13 protein-coding genes, 1 pseudogene and 1 riboswitch are annotated in these 16,709 nt (G+C 69.4%); of the genes and pseudogenes, 10 read left to right on the forward strand and 4 right to left on the reverse strand.

Translation table 11 applies throughout. From position 1 onward, the window contains the following. Window positions 1-106 precede the first annotated feature (106 nt). From AB0J78_RS14430 to AB0J78_RS14470, 9 genes and pseudogenes are all read left to right on the forward strand, one after another. A pseudogene (locus AB0J78_RS14430) lies at window positions 107-352 on the forward strand (transglycosylase family protein); the annotation flags it as partial. A 622-nt stretch (window positions 353-974) separates the two neighbouring features. Then, window positions 975-2,468 carry a transglycosylase family protein gene (locus AB0J78_RS14435; RefSeq protein ID WP_363789395.1) on the forward strand — a complete coding sequence of 498 codons (1,494 nt, stop codon included), beginning with the start codon at window positions 975-977 and terminating at the stop codon, window positions 2,466-2,468. 109 nt (window positions 2,469-2,577) lie between these two features. Further along, window positions 2,578-3,447, forward strand: a complete 870-nt coding sequence (gene rsmA / locus AB0J78_RS14440; protein WP_363789396.1) for a 16S rRNA (adenine(1518)-N(6)/adenine(1519)-N(6))-dimethyltransferase RsmA — start codon at window positions 2,578-2,580, stop codon at window positions 3,445-3,447. 174 nt (window positions 3,448-3,621) lie between these two features. Then, window positions 3,622-3,711, forward strand: a riboswitch (SAM riboswitch). 243 nt (window positions 3,712-3,954) lie between these two features. Then, window positions 3,955-4,977: a methionine ABC transporter ATP-binding protein gene (locus AB0J78_RS14445; RefSeq protein WP_363789397.1), complete on the forward strand. Its 1,023-nt coding sequence runs from the start codon at window positions 3,955-3,957 to the stop codon at window positions 4,975-4,977. Next, window positions 4,974-5,657: a methionine ABC transporter permease gene (locus tag AB0J78_RS14450; protein ID WP_363789398.1), complete on the forward strand. Its 684-nt coding sequence runs from the start codon at window positions 4,974-4,976 to the stop codon at window positions 5,655-5,657. The genes AB0J78_RS14445 and AB0J78_RS14450 overlap by 4 nt, the downstream gene beginning before the upstream one ends. 101 nt (window positions 5,658-5,758) lie before the next feature. Then, window positions 5,759-6,565, forward strand: a complete 807-nt coding sequence (locus AB0J78_RS14455; protein WP_363789399.1) for a MetQ/NlpA family ABC transporter substrate-binding protein — start codon at window positions 5,759-5,761, stop codon at window positions 6,563-6,565. A 300-nt stretch (window positions 6,566-6,865) separates the two neighbouring features. Continuing rightward, on the forward strand, window positions 6,866-7,822 hold the full coding sequence (locus AB0J78_RS14460) for a 4-(cytidine 5'-diphospho)-2-C-methyl-D-erythritol kinase (protein WP_207920084.1): 957 nt from the start codon (window positions 6,866-6,868) through the stop codon (window positions 7,820-7,822). A 19-nt stretch (window positions 7,823-7,841) separates the two neighbouring features. Then, window positions 7,842-9,620: an ABC-F family ATP-binding cassette domain-containing protein gene (locus tag AB0J78_RS14465; RefSeq protein ID WP_363789400.1), complete on the forward strand. Its 1,779-nt coding sequence runs from the start codon at window positions 7,842-7,844 to the stop codon at window positions 9,618-9,620. A gap of 213 nt (window positions 9,621-9,833) precedes the next feature. Further along, entirely contained in the window at window positions 9,834-11,489 is a 1,656-nt protein-coding gene (locus tag AB0J78_RS14470; RefSeq protein WP_363789401.1) for a fatty acyl-AMP ligase, read from the forward strand. 93 nt (window positions 11,490-11,582) lie between these two features. Here the strand turns inward: AB0J78_RS14470 and pth are convergent, their stop codons facing one another. Both pth and AB0J78_RS14480 read right to left on the reverse strand, forming a co-directional pair. Next, window positions 11,583-12,158, reverse strand: a complete 576-nt coding sequence (pth, locus tag AB0J78_RS14475) for an aminoacyl-tRNA hydrolase (RefSeq protein ID WP_132679364.1) — start codon at window positions 12,156-12,158, stop codon at window positions 11,583-11,585. A gap of 84 nt (window positions 12,159-12,242) precedes the next feature. Further along, window positions 12,243-12,857, reverse strand: coding sequence for a 50S ribosomal protein L25/general stress protein Ctc (locus AB0J78_RS14480; protein ID WP_363789402.1), 615 nt, complete (start codon window positions 12,855-12,857; stop codon window positions 12,243-12,245). A gap of 403 nt (window positions 12,858-13,260) precedes the next feature. Here AB0J78_RS14480 and AB0J78_RS14485 point away from each other — a divergent pair, with 403 nt between their 5' ends. Next, on the forward strand, window positions 13,261-13,866 hold the full coding sequence (locus AB0J78_RS14485; RefSeq protein ID WP_363789403.1) for a malonic semialdehyde reductase: 606 nt from the start codon (window positions 13,261-13,263) through the stop codon (window positions 13,864-13,866). 240 nt (window positions 13,867-14,106) lie between these two features. Here the strand turns inward: AB0J78_RS14485 and AB0J78_RS14490 are convergent, their stop codons facing one another. Then, window positions 14,107-15,078 carry a ribose-phosphate diphosphokinase gene (locus AB0J78_RS14490; RefSeq protein WP_235874753.1) on the reverse strand — a complete coding sequence of 324 codons (972 nt, stop codon included), beginning with the start codon at window positions 15,076-15,078 and terminating at the stop codon, window positions 14,107-14,109. An 11-nt stretch (window positions 15,079-15,089) separates the two neighbouring features. Then, window positions 15,090-16,616: a bifunctional UDP-N-acetylglucosamine diphosphorylase/glucosamine-1-phosphate N-acetyltransferase GlmU gene (gene glmU / locus AB0J78_RS14495; protein WP_363789404.1), complete on the reverse strand. Its 1,527-nt coding sequence runs from the start codon at window positions 16,614-16,616 to the stop codon at window positions 15,090-15,092. Between the last annotated feature and the right edge of the window lie 93 nt (window positions 16,617-16,709).

The raw sequence follows: 16,709 nt of genomic DNA on the forward strand, positions 1-16,709 counted from the left end.
TAGATTCACGAAGTGGACCGTGGCGGCGGCAGTCGCCATCAGCGGTAGCGCCCTGGTCGCGGTGGCCCCGAACGCCGCGGCAGCCCCGAATGACGATCGAGCTGTGGTGTGGGACCGGCTCGCGAGGTGCGAGTCCGGCGGCAACTGGACCGCCAACACCGGAAACGGCTACTACGGCGGCCTGCAGTTCAGCCGCAGCACATGGGCGGCTCACGGCGGTGAGCGGTTCAACCGCTACCCGCATCGCGCGTCGCGCGAGCAGCAGATCCAGATCGCGCAGAACGTGCACGACGCCCGCGGCGGTTACGGCGCCTGGCCGGCGTGCTCGCGGAAGCTGGGACTGCCGCGGTGACGTGAAGTCGCCGCAACAACGCGAAAGATCGTCGCGGGGGAAACTCGTTTCCCTCGTGCGTGGGGAGGGGAGGTCCGGCCCGAGCGCGCTCAGCGCTCGGGCCGGACCGTTGTCCGGGGTCGTTTCCGCAGGCCCGCACCCCCGTTGATCATGGGTTACAGCGCCTGTCGGGCCCGTGTTATATGTCACGCAAGCGGCTCGGGTGGCTGCTAACGAATCCTGCAGGTGCCCCCCGAATGGACTAATTTTTACCGATCTTGACTACACATCGTGTTGGGTTGCGTGGCAAACAAGCGTAATCGGACTCACATGTCCGAATCGGGTCCTTGGCGCCCCCGCATGATCACGGTAGAGTCTCGGCCCCGTAACCGATGACAACCAGTCATGGGGAACGCCCGTTAGTCTCGCCGGTGTACGTCGGGGAAGTCTGCGGTGAGCGCAAGGAGCTCGCGGCTGGCTAGGCGGCAATTGGCTTGCGGGAGTCGGATACAGACACGAAGCACGAAGGTTGTGCGCACGCGAGGAACGAGAGGGGTTGCGCGAGAAACATGAACTCGCCCAACGCTTCTCACGTTCAGTTCTTCGCGGTCGCGACTTTGCGCCTTCGGGAGGTAACGACCCTGTGAACGGACGTGGCGAGCCCAGCCATGCCGGTTTCGCGACCCCGCGGAACAACGGCTACTGGGCCGATTCCTTTGACGCGGCGACTGACTGGTTCACCCCGGTCCAGCCGACCGAGCAGCACACCGCGGTAGGCCTGCTCGACCGCCCGGACCCCCAGTGGTCCGACGAGCACCCGAGCTTCCCGCCAGGTGCTTTCGAGATCACCCCGCAGGACGTCTACGACGTGCTCGGCCCCGACGCCGAGGACGTGCTCGCGACCGCCGAGATCGACGTCGACGAGGTCATCCGGCTGATCAACGCCGAGACGACCGTCCTGCCCCCGATGGACTTCCTCGAGGCGATGCCCGAGGGCGAGGCGGGCGCTCTCCCGCCGCAGCAGGTCACCGAGGCGCTGACCGTCTGGAAGCGCCGCTTCCTCAAGGGCGCGGTCGCCGGCGTGCTGCTGAGCCTGACCGGCACCGGTGGCGCCGCCGCCGCGATGGACAAGTCGGTCACCGTCGAGGTGGACGGGCAGACGCGCACCGTCAACACCTACGACGACACCGTGGGCGAGGTCCTGGAGGACCAGGGCATCCGCGTCGGCGCGCATGACGCGCTGAGCCCCTCCCCGCAGGCCGAGGTCGGCCACGGCGAGACCATCACCCTCGACCGCGGTCGCATGCTCAAGCTCAACGTCGACGGCGAGGTCCGCGAGGAGTGGGTCCGCTCGGTGACCGTCGAGCAGGCCCTGCGCCAGCTCGGCGTCAACGCCGACGGCGCCGTCCTCAACGCGGACCGCAGCATGCCGGTGCCCGAGCAGGGCATGGAGCTGTCGGTCCGCACGCAGAAGGACATCACGCTCATCGACGGCAGTGGTGCGCCGCAGCAGCTGACCACCACCGCCGCCAACATCGACGAGCTCGTCAAGGAGCGGAAGCTCAAGCTCGGTCCGGACGACAAGGTCACCCCGGGTGCCGACGCCAAGCTGGTCACCGGCGCCGAGGTGCGCATCGACCGGCTGCAGAGCTCCGTGATCAGCGTGACCGTGCCGGTTCCGCCGCCGGTCCGCGAGATCGTCGACAACTCGATGTTCAAGGGCGAGGAGCGGGTCGAGTCTCCCGGCGAGGCCGGCGAGAAGATCCAGTTCACCCGCATCTCCACGCGCAACGGCGAGGAGTCGGATCGCGAGGTCGTCGACGAGAAGGTCACCAAGGCGCCGGTCGAGAAGGTCGTCCGCGTCGGTGGCAAGCCCGCGCCGAACAGCGATGTCTGGGACAAGCTCGTCCAGTGCGAGGCGACCGGCAACTGGGCCATGAACAGCGGCAACGGTTACTACGGTGGCCTGCAGTTCGACAAGTCCACCTGGGACGCCTACGGCGGCGACCAGTACGCCCCGTACCCGCACCAGGCCAGCCGCGAGCAGCAGATCGCGGTCGCCGAGAAGGTCCGCGACGCCCGCGGAGGCAGCTACGGCGCATGGCCGTCCTGCTCGTCCAAGCTCGGCCTGGACTGATCTCGAAATTCCACGCGGAGGGCGCCACCGTTGCATTCCGGTGGCGCCCTTCTCGCGTTGTTCGCCCTGGTGAGACGCGGGGAGAGCGGCGCAGGTAGGTTCTTGCACCGTGGACGACCAGCAGGCGACGCTGCTCGGCCCGGCCGACGTGCGTCGGCTGGCCGCCGAGCTGGACATCAAGCCGACCAAGAAGCTCGGCCAGAACTTCGTGCACGACCCCAACACGGTGCGCCGGATCGTCTCGGTCGCCGAGGTCGGCGCCGATGACGTCGTGCTGGAGGTCGGTCCCGGGCTCGGTTCGCTGACGTTGGCGATCATGCCGGTGGCCGGAGAGGTCGTCGCCGTGGAGATCGACCCGGTGCTGGCCGCCAGGCTGCCGCGGACCGCGCAGGAGTTCGCCCCCGGCCTCGCCGACCGGCTGACCGTGCTGCCCGCCGACGCCCTGCGGGTGCGCGCGGAGGACTTCGCGAAGCCGCCGACCGCGCTGGTCGCCAACCTGCCCTACAACGTCGCCGTGCCTGTGGTCCTGCACCTGCTGGCCGAGCTCCCGACGTTGCGCAAGGGCTTGGTCATGGTGCAGTCCGAGGTCGCCGAGCGGATGGCCGCCGAACCCGGCAGCCGCACCTACGGGGTGCCGAGCGCGAAGGCGGCGTGGTTCGCCGACGTCCGCCGCGCGGGTCCGGTGCCGCGCAAGGTGTTCTGGCCGGTGCCCAACGTGGATTCCGGGCTCGTGGCCTTCCACCGCGTTGATCCGCCGTCGAACGCGGCGCGCGAGGACGTCTTCCGCGTCATCGACGCGGCGTTCGCGCAGCGGCGCAAGGTCTTGCGGGGCGCGCTGGCCGGTTGGGCCGGCTCGGCGGCTCGGGCGGAGGAGCTGCTGCGCGTGGCGGGTGTCGATCCGACGACGCGCGGAGAGCAGCTGGGGATCGCCGATTTCGCCCGGATCGCGGAGGCCGCGTCATCCGGGTCGAGCAGCTGAACCACTCGTCCGGGGGCTTGCGGCCACGCGCTGCGACATCACTGAGGGTGACCAAAACACCACCCGCTGCGGAAAAATTCCCGCTCCACCCGGTATGTGATCTGGCAAACGATTTCGGTCAGTCACCGATATCAGCTTGCGTCGGGCACTGTCGATGGGGTCTACTATTCGGGAAATCCATCCCGAGCGGCTGAGAGACCTGGCTTGTTGACGCCGCAGCAACCACCCCTCGCGGGCAGGTGCTAACGCCAGGACCGATGGAGTAGCTGTGGATTCCAACGCGCGGTTAGCGAACCTGTCTGCCAGCGGCAACGCCCGGTTCGAGGTACCCCACATCAGGGAACTGCTCACGCAGCGACGGTTCATCGACCACGGAAGGCGCACGACCTGCGCCTGTCGTCGCGAGATGTGACCTGGCCCTTCCCTCTCTTCCTTTTCCCTTAGAAGTTCCCCATGGCTGCTGCCCGAACGCGGGCGCGGCCATCGCGAGCTGATGTGGAGCAGATCGTGATCTCAGTCGAGAACCTGACCAAGTCGTTCCAGCACAACGGCAGCGCCGTCCGCGCCCTCGACGGCGTGTCGATGGAGGTCAACGCGGGTTCGGTGTGCGGCGTGGTCGGACCGAGCGGAGCGGGGAAGTCGACGCTGGCCCGGTGCATCGCGCTGCTGGAGAAGCCCGACGGTGGTGCCATCCGTGTCGACGGCACCGACCTGGTGTCGCTGGACGGCAAGGCGCTGCGCGCCGCCCGCAGGCAGATCGGCGTTGTGCCGCAGGGCGATTCGCTGCTGCGCCAGCGCACCGCCGCGGGCAACGTCGCGCTGCCGCTGGAGGCCGCAGGCATCGGCGGCCCGCAGCGGCGCAACCGCGTCGGTGAACTCCTCGACCTCGTCGGCCTGACCGACAAGGCGGCGGCCTACCCGGACCAGCTCTCCGGTGGTCAGCGCCAGCGCATCGCGGTCGCCCGCGCGCTGGCGGCCAAGCCCTCGGTGCTGCTGGCCGACGAGCCGACCTCCGCGCTGGACCCGTCCACCACCGACTCGGTGCTGACCGTGCTCGACCGCGCGCGTGCCGAGCTCGGCGTCACCGTCCTGGTGGTCACCCACGACATGGCGGTGGTGCGCAAGATCGCCGACGACGTCGCGGTGCTGGAAGACGGCCAGGTCGTCGAGCACGGCAAGGTCCTGGACCTCGTCGCCGAGCCCGGCAGCAAGGTCAGCGGCACCCTGCTGCCCCAAACCGACCAGGCCGAGTCGTTGCGCCCGACTTCGGGTCGCCACGACGTGGTCGCCGAGGTCGTGCTGGTCGGCTTCGCCGCTGTGGGAGCGCTGCTCCCCGAGGCCTCCAACCGGTTCGCCGTCGACCTGGCGATCCTGGGCGGTGGCCTGACCCGCCTCGGCGACACCCCGGTCGCCAAGTTCAAGATCGGCCTGACCGGTGAGCGTTCCGAGGCGGCGCTGAAGTGGATGATCGAGCGGGACGCGCACGTCCGGCGCGCCCCGGTGAGCGTTGACGGAGTTGCTGCTGCGTGACTGATGTGACCCCCTGGTCGGAGGTCGGCGAACTACTGGGCGAGGCAACGCTTCAAACGCTTTACATGGTGCTGGTGGCGACCGTGCTGGCCGTGGTCGGCGGGTTGCCGCTGGGTGTGCTGCTGCACCTGACCTCTCCGGTCGGGTTGAACCCGAAACCGGTGCTGAACAAGGTGCTCGGCGTGATCGTGGACGTGGTGCGCTCGGTGCCCTTCGTGGTGCTGCTGGTGGTGCTGGCGTCGTTCACCCGGCTGCTGATCGGGACCTCGATCGGCAGCAGCGCGGTGATCGTGCCGCTGACCATCGGTGCGATCCCGTTCTTCGCGCGGCTGACGCAGAACGCGTTGCGCGAGGTCGGTTTCACCGTGGTGGAAGCCGCGATCACGACCGGTTCCAGCAGGCTGCGGATCGTGTGCACGGTGCTGCTCGGGGAAGCCCGAGCAGCGCTGGTCGGAGCCGTCGGCGTCACCGCGGTGGCGCTGATCGGCTACGCCGCGATGGCCGGTGCCATCAGCGGCGGTGGCCTGGGCGCGACCGCGATCCAGGACGGCTTCCAGGGCTACGACGACCGGATCCTCTACGGATCCGTCGTGGTGCTGGGGGTGCTGGCCTTCGCGATGCAGCTGATCACCGATCGCACCGCCAAGCTCGTCGATCGCCGGCGCACCGCCGCCGGCTGAATCCTCCCTCCCGCGGAGAAAACCCATCGCGCATCCGTCCCAAAAGGACGGTGCGTTGACCCTGCCTGCCTGAAAACGGGCTGTTCGAAAGGACGCACGACATGCGTTTGCGCTTCGCCGCACTGCTCGCCTCGGCCGGGGTGCTGCTGGCCGCCTGCGGTGGTGGTTCTGCCGCCGAAGACCCCAACGCGCCGCTGAAGATCGGCGTCAGCCCGACGCCGCACGGCGAGATCCTGCAGTACGTCGACGACAACCTGGCCCAGCAGGCCGGGATCGACATCGAGATCGAGAAGTTCGACGACTACAACCGGCCGAACGAGGCCGTCGCCAACGGCGAGCTGGACGCGAACTACTTCCAGCACGTGCCGTACCTGGAGGAGTACCGCAAGGAGCGCGGCGGCGAGTTCACCTGGATCGAGCCGGTTCACCTGGAGCCGCTGGCCGTCTACTCCAAGCAGGCCAAGTCCCTGGCCGAGCTGCCCGCGGGTGCCACGGTGACGCTGTCCAACGACCCGGCCAACCAGTTCCGCGGCCTGAAGCTGCTGGAGCAGGGCGGTCTGATCAAGCTCAAGCCGGAGGCCACCGTCGGCACCCGGCTGGACGCCGCCATCGCGGAGAACCCGAAGAACGTCCAGCTCAAGGACCTGTCCCCGGACCAGCTGCCGCGTTCGGTCGACGACGCGGCCGCGGCGGTGGTCAACGGCAACTACGCGATCAAGGCGAAGCTGTCGAACCCGCTGCTGGTGGAGAGCGCGCAGGGCAACCCCTACGCCAACGGTCTGGTGACCAGCCCGGCGCTGGCCAAGGACCCGCGCGTGCTCAAGCTCGCCGAGCTGCTTCGCAGCCAGCAGGTCAAGGACTTCATCACCCAGGAGTGGGGCGGAGTGGGCGTCGTCCCCGCCTCCTGACGCTCACGGCGTGCCACGGATGCCGGGGCTGGTCGATCACCGACCACCCCGGCATTCACCCACCCGATCCCGCCGTAGCCAGGCACACCGGATCACCCCGGTAATCCTGGACCGGAATACCGCCGTAATCGGGGACCTGATCACTCCGGTAATCGGGTGCCCGAATACCGGGGTGATCGGGGTTCCGGCCGGTGGGGATCAGGGGGCTGGTCACCGGGAGGTTTGTGGTTGGGGTGGGGCTGTGCGCAGGGAAGTGGGCGGTGGGGTTCTTCGGCCACGTAGGCTCTTGGTGTGCTCTCCGTGGTTCCTACACCGATCACCGTCCGCGTCCCGGCGAAGGTGAACCTCCACCTCTCGGTGGGTGACGCGCGTCCGGACGGCTACCACGAGCTGGTCACCGTCTTCCAGGCCTTGTCGCTGACCGACGACGTCACGGTGGTGGCAGCGGACGATCCGGCCATCGAGGTCAAGGGCGAGGGAGCGGACGAGGTCCCCACCGGCCCGGAGAACCTCGCGTGGAAAGCGGTGCGGCTGCTGGCCGAGCACTGCGGGCGCGACCCGGAGAACCCCGGCGTGCGGATCTCGATCAACAAGGGCATCCCGGTCGCCGGCGGCATGGCCGGTGGTAGCGCCGACGCCGCCGCCACGTTGCAGGCGGTCAACCAGCTCTGGCGGCTGGAACTGGGCCGCGACGAGCTCAGCGAGCTCGCCGGGAAGATCGGCAGCGACGTGCCGTTCTCGCTGCAGGGCGGCACCGCCCTGGGCACCGGACGCGGCGAGCGGCTGGTCCCGGTCCTGGCCCGGCACACCTACCACTGGGTCATCGCGCTGGATCGCGAAGGCCTGAGCACTCCCGGCGTCTACGGCGAGCTGGACCGCCTCCGCGCGGACAACGGCAACGGCCGCATCGGTGAGGTGGAACCCCTGCTGGAGGCGCTGGCCTCCGGCGATCCCCGGCAGCTCGCGCTGCTGCTGGGCAACGACCTGCAATCCGCGGCGGTCTCGCTGCGTCCGGGCCTGCGGCGCACGCTGCGCGCGGGCGTGCAGGCGGGCGCGCTGGCCGGCGTCGTCTCGGGGTCCGGTCCGACCTGCGCTTTCCTGTGCACCGACTCCGACGAGGCCGTCCGGGTCGCCGCGGAGCTCTCCGGCGCGGGCGTCTGCCGGACCGTCCGCGTCGCGCACGGCCCGGTGCCGGGCGCCAAGGTCGTCTCCGAGGAGCCGGCCCATCGCCCCACCCCGCCCCAAGTCCACGCGTGATGGAGTAGTCGAAACCTCGATGGTGAACCTGGTCAACCTGGAAACGGTCAGCAAGTCCTACGGCGTGCGCCCGTTGCTGGACGGCGTGTCGCTGGGCGTGTCGGAAGGCGAGCGGATCGGCGTCGTCGGCCTCAACGGTGGCGGCAAGACGACGCTGCTGGAAGTCCTCGCCGGTTTCGCGGAACCCGACGACGGTCGGGTCTCGCAGTCCCGCGACCTGCGGATGGCCGTGGTCACCCAGCGCACCGAGCTGGACGAGGACGCCACCGTGCGCAACGCCGTCCTCGATCCGCACGGCTTCGCCGCCGAGCACGAGTGGGCCGCCGACCCGCGGGTGCGCTCGGTGCTGGGCGGTCTGGGCATGACGCGGCTCGGTCTGGACACCCCGGTCAAGAACTTCTCGGGTGGGGAACGCCGCCGCGTGGCGCTGGCCGCCGCGCTGGTGCGCGACCTCGACCTGCTGGTGCTCGACGAGCCCACCAACCACCTCGACATCGAAGGTGTGCGCTGGCTGGCCGACCACCTGCTGGAACGCAAGTGCGCGCTGGTGATCGTCACGCACGACCGCTGGTTCCTCGACACCGTCTGCAACCGGACCTGGGAGGTCGTGGACGGCAAGGTCGAGCAGTACGAGGGCGGCTACGCGGACTGGATCTTCGCGCGCGCCGAACGCGCACGCATCGCGCAGGCCACCGAGGAGCGTCGGCAGAACCTGGCCCGCAAGGAACTCGCCTGGTTGCAGCGCGGCGCGAAGGCCCGCACCTCCAAGCCGCGGTACCGGGTGGAGGCGGCCGAGGCGCTGATCTCCGACGTCCCGGAGCCGCGCGACTCCGTCGAGCTGCTGGCCTTCGCCAAGCGCCGGCTGGGCCGCACGGTGCTGGAGCTGGAGGACGTCGACCTGCGGATCGCCGACCGGGCGCTGCTGGAGAACGTGACGTGGCGGATCGGGCCGGGCGACCGGATCGGTCTGGTGGGCGTCAACGGTTCCGGCAAGACGACGCTGCTCAAGCTGCTGGCGGGGGAGCGCGAACCGGATGCGGGCAAGCGCGTCGAGGGCAAGACGGTGCGGATGGCGCACCTGACGCAGGAGCTGCACGACCTGCCGGGCAACTGGCGGGTGCTGGAGGCGATCGAGAACGTCGCCAAGACGGTCACCCTCGGCAAGTACGAGCTGTCCGCCTCGCAGCTGGGGGAGCGGTTCGGCTTCGGCAAGGGAAGGCAGTGGACGCCGGTCGGTGACCTCTCCGGTGGTGAGCGCCGCCGGTTGCAGCTGGCGCGGCTGCTGATGGCCGAGCCGAACGTGCTGATCCTCGACGAGCCGACGAACGACCTGGACATCGACACCCTCCAGCAGCTGGAGGACCTGCTCGACACCTGGCCGGGCACGATGATCGTGGTCTCGCACGACAGGTACCTGGTCGAGCGGGTCTGCGACAGCGTCCACGCGCTGTTCGGCGACGGGAAGCTCACCCACCTGCCCGGCGGGATCGACGAGTACCTGCAGCGGCGTCATTCGCTGCTGGCGGCGGAGAGCAGCGTCGGCAAGCAGGCCGCCGACGCGCCGGAGTCGCGGGGTCTGTCGGGCGCCGAGGAGCACGCTGCGCGCAAGGAGCTCTCCCGCTTCGAGCGGCAGCTCGACAAGCTCGCCAAGCGCGAGTCCGACCTGCACGAGAAGCTCGCCGAGGCGGCCACCGAGCCCGACCGCCTGGCCAAGCTCAACGCGGAGCTCCAGTCCTTGCAGCAGGAGAAGGACGACCTCGAAACCCGCTGGATGGAGCTGGCCGACCAGCTCGGGTAGTGAATGCCGACGAAGGCGGACCCCTCACTTCTCGGAGGCGCTCGGCGGCCCTTTTCGGCCTGGAAATCCCTGAAGGTGCGAACGGAACCCTCCGCTGTCGACGGGGGTGACGGATTACTCCGGTAATCGGGCACCCGATTACCGGAGTTTTCCGGGTGCACGGTCGGGCGTCGAGGCGTGCCACCGGGTTGTCCGGATCGTAAGCTGCGTCACATGAGTCGGTTCGTGGAGACCTTGGTGGCGTCGGCTCGGCGGAACTCCGGTGAAGGGGCTCGCGGGCTCGTCACCGGTGAGCCCGCGGAGCCCCTGTTCAGGAGCTGGGCGCAGGTGCACGACGCAGCGTTGCGGATGGCCGGCGGGCTCGGCGAGCAGCTCCGGCCCGGGACGGCCGTCGCGATCCTGGCCGCCGATCCCGGTCTGATCGGTCCCGCCGTGCAGGCGGTGTGGCTCGGGGGCGGCAGCGTGACGATGTTGCACCAGCCGACACCGCGCACCGATCTCGGGCACTGGGCCGAGGACACGCTCAAGGTGCTGAAGATGATCGGCGCGCGGCTGGTGCTGCTCGGCCCGCCGTTCGAGCAGCTGGCGGGGGTGCTGGAGGACAACGGCATCGCCTACCGCGACCTCGCCGGTCTCGCCGCCACCGACGCGGAGCCGCTGGCCGGGCCGGTCGAGGTCGGCGAGGACGAGACCGCGCTGCTGCAGCTGACCAGCGGTTCCACCGCCGATCCGAAGGCCGTCCGGATCACCCACCGCAACCTCAACGCCAACCTGCACGCGATGGTCACCGCCGCCGAGCTCGACCCGGAGCACGACGTCGCGGTGTCCTGGTTGCCGCTGTTCCACGACATGGGGATGGTCGGGTGCCTGACCGTGCCGATGGCCATCGGCATGACCACGGTCAAGATCACCCCGTCGGACTTCCTGGCCGGCCCGCTGGTGTGGCCGCAGCTGATCAGCAAGTACCGCGCCACGGTCACCGCCGCGCCGAACTTCGCCTACGCCGTCGTCGGCCGCCGGATGGCGCGCGCCGACGACGACTTCGACCTGTCGAGCCTGCGCTTCACGCTCAACGGTGCCGAGCCCATCGACCCCGCTGCGGCGCAGGCGTTCATCGATGCCGGGGCGCGCTTCGGGCTCCCCCCGGACTGCATGGTGTGCGCGTTCGGCATGGCCGAGGCGACCCTCGCCGTCTCGTTCGCCCCGCTGCACCGGGGGCTGGAGACCGATGTCGTCGACGCCGAAGGCTTGGAGAAGCGGCACGTCGCCGAGCCGGTCGATCCCGAGGTGCCGCACGCGCGCCGGTTCGCGCTGCTGGGGCACTCGCTGCCCGGCCTGGAGGTCGACGTCGTCGACGACGAGGGGGTGGAGCTCGCCGACCGGCAGGTCGGGCGGCTGCGCATCCGCGGCGAGGCCGTCACCCCGGGCTACCTCACGGTAGACGGCCCGAAGGAGGTGCAGGACGCCGAGGGCTGGCTAGACACCGGTGACGAGGGATATCTGGCCGACGGCCAGGTGGTGATCTGCGGACGTCGCAAGGACGTGATCATCATGGGTGGCCGCAACATCTACCCGGTCGACATCGAGCGGGCCGCCTGCGAGGTCTCGGGCGTTCGTCCGGGCAACGCGGCGGCGGTCCGGCTGGAGGCGGGCAGCAGGCGCGAGCGCTTCGCGGTGGTGCTGGAGTCCAAGCAGGCGGGTTCGGAGGACGCGGAGAAAGCGCTGCGCAAGGAGGTCGTGTCCCGCATCGTCGACGCGGTCGGCGTCCGTCCCGCGGAGGTCGTCGTGCTCCCGCCGGGAACGCTGCCGAAGACGCCTTCGGGGAAGCTCCGCCGGGCGGCCACCGCGGAGCTGGTGCCGACGCACTAGGGGAGGGTTCTGGTCCGAACCGTCCGGGCAGAGCGGATATCGATCACGGGCGGTTCGGACCAGAACCGCCCGCTGTCCACGGCCGTTGTCGCGTCAGTGGAACTCGTTCTGGGCCGCTTCCAGGCCCTTGGTGACCAGCGCTTCCACCGCGTCGGCGCAGAGGTCGATGAAGTAGGCGAGCTCTTTGCGCTCGGTGCCGGAGAAGTCCTTGAGGACGTAGTCGGCGGGGTCCATCCGGCCTGGCGGGCGTCCGACGCCGAATCGGACCCGCAGGTAGTCGCGGGTGCCCAGCGACTTGGAGATGGACCGCAGCCCGTTGTGGCCGTTCTCGCCGCCGCCCTGCTTGATCCGGATCGTGCCGTAGGGCAGGTCCAGCTCGTCGTGGATGACGATCAGCGACTCGGGCGCCGTCTTGAAGAACTTCACCGCCCCGGCGACCGGGCCGCCGGAGAGGTTCATGAACGAACGCGGCTTGACCAGCACGGACCGGGCGCCGCCCAGGCGCCCTTCGACGGCGTCGGCACCTGATTTGTGCGACTTGAACTTGCCGCCGACACGAGCGGCCAGCTCGTCTGCGACGAGGAAGCCGATGTTGTGCCGGTTGCCCTCATAGCGCGGACCGGGATTGCCCAGCCCGACGATCACCGAAACCGCGTCCGCAGTGGTCACGGAAGTAAGTCTCCCTCTAGTCGAGGCAGAACCCGCGCCGCCCCCGGCTGGGGGACGGCGCGGGAGCGCCCGACGTCGTCAGGCTCAGGCTTCTTCCGAAGTCTCTTCCTCGGCGGCCTCTTCGCCCTCGGAAGCGGACTCCTCCTCCATCGAAGCCGCGGCCTCGGAGATGTTGACGACCATGGTCTCCGGGTCGGACACCAGGGTCGTGCCCTTCGGCAGCTTCAGGTCGGAGGCGTGCAGCTGGGTGCCGATCTCGGCGCCCTCGATCGACAGCTCGATCTGCTCCGGGATGTGCAGGGCCTCGGCCTCGACCTCGACCTCGGTGAGCTCCTGGCTGACCAGGGCGCCGGAGGCGGCGTCACCGGAGACCACGATCGGGACGTTGACGGTGACCTTCTCGCCGCGCTTGATCAGCAGCAGGTCGACGTGCTCGATGTAGCCCTTGATCGGGTGGGCGGTGATGGTCTTGGTCAGCGCGAGCTCCTTGCCGGAACCCGCGACCTCGAGCGTGAGCACCGCGTTGTGGCCGTTCTCACGGATGGCGCGGGCGAACTCGACGCTGGGCAGCGACAGGTGCTTCGGGTCGGCGCCGTGGCCGTAGAGGACCGCGGGGATCTGGCCGGCGCGACGGGTGCGGCGGGCCGCTCCCTTGCCGAACTCGTTGCGCTGCTCGACTGCGATACGTACCTCGGACACGGTGGTGCACTCCTTGAAGACGTCGGGCGGAACGTGAGTTGTTCGCTGGCCTGCGGCGGTGGGGCGCGCTACTGGGGTGATCGACCGGTGCCGGTGGAAACGGCACCAGGAGAGTGCGCGACATCAGTGCGCCGGAGGAGAATTCGACCGACCGTCACCGTGCCACCGCGCCGATCACGCCGGGCGTACGTCCCGACCTCGCCGAGGCAACCTGAATAGTCTAAACGGTGCTTGCATAGCCGTTTTCGCACGGGTGGACACGACGCCCGAACGGGTCGCCGCGGTGACTCCGCTTACAGGACCCTTCACCGGGAATCATTGACAGTTCAAGAATGTTCGTGACGTGTGGCCGGGAACCCGCCTACCGGCCGGTGAGACCGCCCGATCGCCCAGGAGTGACCCCATGACCGTGTCCCAGTCCGCGCTCGCCCTCGACGCCGAGGCCCAGGACCTGCTGTTCCGCGAGGCCCGCACCGCCAACTCCTTCAGCGACGAGCCGGTGACCGACGAGCAGGTCCAGGCGATCTACGACCTCGTCAAGTGGGCCCCGACCTCGATGAACCAGCAGCCGCTGCGGATCGTGCTGCTGCGCTCGGCAGAGGCCAAGCAGCGCCTGCTGCCGCACCTGATGGAGGGCAACCGGGCAAAGACCCAGCAGGCTCCGCTGGTCGCGATCCTGGCGGCCGACACCGAGTTCCACGAGAACCTGCCGAAGGTCTTCCCGCACAAGCCCGAGGCCAAGGACATCTTCGCCGACCCGGGTTTCCGGGAGCAGAACGCGAAGCTGAACGCCACGCTGCAGGCCGGCTACTTCTTCCTCGGCGTCCGGGCCGCCGGGCTCGCCGTCGGCCCGATGACCGGGCTCGACGCCGCGGGCATCAACGCCGAGTTTTTCCCGGAGGGAAACCAGCGGACCCTGGTCGTCGCCAACATCGGCAAGCCCGGCGAGAACCCCTGGATGGAGCGCCTGCCGCGACTCGACTACGACGAGGTCGTCACGACCCTCTGAGGCCGAACAACGGCCCTGGTCCGCGAAGGACCAGGGCCGTTGTTATCGCTTTTGAACGGCGTCAGCCGTTAGTCCACCCTCGCAACTGGCACCGCCGCGGGTTCTCAGCGGCTCTCTGGCGAGGACGGCCACTCCGCCGTGCATTGGACATACATCAGGAGTGGCACTCGCAGTCCAGAGAGCCGCTGAGGTTCCGCTGCTCGCACCGCTACGCAGGTTGAGCCGCGGAGACAGTTCTCGTCAGGCGCGGCCGTCGAAGAGGCTGGTGACCGAGCCGTCCTCGAAGACCTGGTGGATCGCTTCCGCGACCAGCGGGGCGATCGACAGGACCGTCAGGTTCGGGAACCGGCGCTCGTCGGGGATCGGCAGCGTGTTGGTCAGCACGACCTCCTTGGCGCCGCAGTTCGACAGGCGCTCCACGGCGGGGCCGGACAGCACGGCGTGGGTGGAGGCGATGATGACGTCGCTGGCACCGGCCGCGAGCAGCTGCTCGGTGGCCTTGGTGATCGTTCCGCCGGTGTCGATCATGTCGTCGACCAGCACGCACAGCCGGCCCTCGACGTCACCGACGACGCGGTTGGCGACCACCTGGTTGGGCTTGCTGGGGTCGCGCGTCTTGTGGATGAACGCCAGCGGCGTGCCACCCAGGTCATCGGCCCACTTCTCGGCGACGCGAACACGACCGGAGTCCGGGGAGACCACGGTGATGTTCTGGTCGGTGTAGGTCTCGCTGATGTAGTTCGCGAGCAGCTTCTGCGCCATCAGGTGGTCCACCGGACCGTCGAAGAAGCCCTGGATCTGGTCGGTGTGCAGGTCCACGACCATGATCCGGTCAGCACCGGCGGTCTTGAACAGGTCCGCCATCAGCCGCGCCGAGATCGGCTCGCGGCCCTTGTGCTTCTTGTCCTGACGGGCGTAGCCGTAGAACGGGATGACCACGGTGATGCGCTTGGCACTGGCGCGCTTGAGCGCGTCCACCATGATCAGCTGCTCCATGATCGCGTCATTGAGCGGCGTGCAGTGCGACTGGATCACAAAGGCGTCGCAGCCACGAACGGACTCGTCGTAGCGCACGAAGATCTCGCCGTTGGCGAACTGGTACGCGGCCTGGGGCGTGACCGTCACGTCGAGCTGCTTGGCCACCTCCTCGGCAAGTTCCGGGTGGCTGCGGCCGGAGAAGAGCTTGAGGCTCTTCTTCGGGGTCGCAGACATGGCACTCACGGTCATCGTCCCTCCCCGTTCGACGTCTCTGCGTCATCGGTCGGTTCATTGCCCAAAGCCCGCTGTGCGGCCTGGTCGGCGGCGGTGCCCGGGCGGCGCTTGGCCACCCAGCCATCGATGTTTCGTTGCCTCCCGCGGGCGACCGCCATCGCGCCCGGGGGGACATCCTGGGTGATCACCGAACCGGCGGCGGTGTAAGCGCCGTCGCCGATCTCCACCGGTGCGACGAACATGTTGTCCGCGCCGGTCCGGGAGTGTGATCCGATTTTGGTGTGATGCTTGTTCACACCGTCGTAGTTGACGAAGACGGTGGCGGCGCCGATGTTGGACTTCTCGCCGATCGTCGCGTCGCCGACGTAGCTCAGGTGCGGCACCTTGGTGCCCTCGCCGATCTCGGCGTTCTTGGTCTCGACGAAGGTGCCGATCTTGCCCTTCGCGCCCAGCGAGGTGCCGGGCCGCAGGAAGGCGAACGGGCCGACGCTGGCGTTCGGGCCGACCTCCGCGCCCTCGCCGTGGGTGCGCACCACCGACGCGCCGGGGTGGATCGTGCAGTTCGTCAGCGTGGTGTCCGGGCCGACGGTGGCGCCCTCGCCGACGGTGGTGCCGTCGCGCAGCTGCACGCCCGGTTCCAGCGTCACGTCGCGGGACAGGGTCACGTCGCAGTCCAGCCACACCGTGGCCGGGTCGATGACGGTGACGCCCTCGCGCATCCAGCGGGTCACCAGCCGGCGGTTGAGCTCGGCGCCGAGCCGGGACAGCTGCACCCGGTCGTTGACGCCTTCGACCAGCCACGTGTCCGAGCAGATCAGGGTGCCGACGGTGCGGCCGTCGCCGCGCGCGATGGACAGCACGTCGGTCAGGTAGAGCTCGCCCTGGGCGTTGTCGGTGGACAGTCGCTTGAGCGCGCCGGTGAGCACCTCGGCGTCGAAGGCGTAGACCCCGGAGTTGATCTCGGTGATCGCGGCCTGCTCGGCGGTGGCGTCCTTCTGCTCGACGATGCCGGTGACCGCGCCGGAGGTGTCGCGGGTGATCCGGCCGTAGCCGGTCGGGTCGGCGACGACGGAGGTCAGCACCGTGACGGCGTTGCCGGACGCGGCGTGCTCGTCGAGCATCGCGCGCAGCGTGTCGGCGTCGAGCAGCGGCACGTCGCCGTAGCTGACCAGCACCGTTCCGGAGAGGCCGTCGGGGAGCTCGGACAGGCCGCAGGACACGGCGTGGCCGGTGCCCAGCTGCTCTTCTTGGACGGCGGTGGTGATCGGGCGGCCGAGCGAGTCCGACACCGAGTTCAGGTGCTCGGCGACGGCGTCGCGGCCGTGCCCGAGCACGACGACCAGCTGATCGGGATCGATCCCCGAGGCGGCGCGGACGGCGTGTTCGACGAGGGGCCTGCCGGCGATCCGGTGCAGCACCTTCGGTGTCGCCGATCGCATCCTGGTGCCCTCCCCGGCCGCCAGCACGACCGTGCTGACCGGTTCCGGGTGCGCAGCAGCGCGCTGAGAGGAGGGCTGGGCGTTGTCGCCCTGGAGCATCAGCGCTCTCCCTTGATCTCTAGAAGCGGCCTGCCGAGTCTGGATCCGGCGCCGGCCGACGTGCCTGTTGCGTCCAAGCGGGTGAAGGGTAAC

Source organism: Saccharopolyspora sp. NPDC049426, assembly GCF_040676935.1.
Lineage (GTDB): Bacteria > Actinomycetota > Actinomycetes > Mycobacteriales > Pseudonocardiaceae > Saccharopolyspora.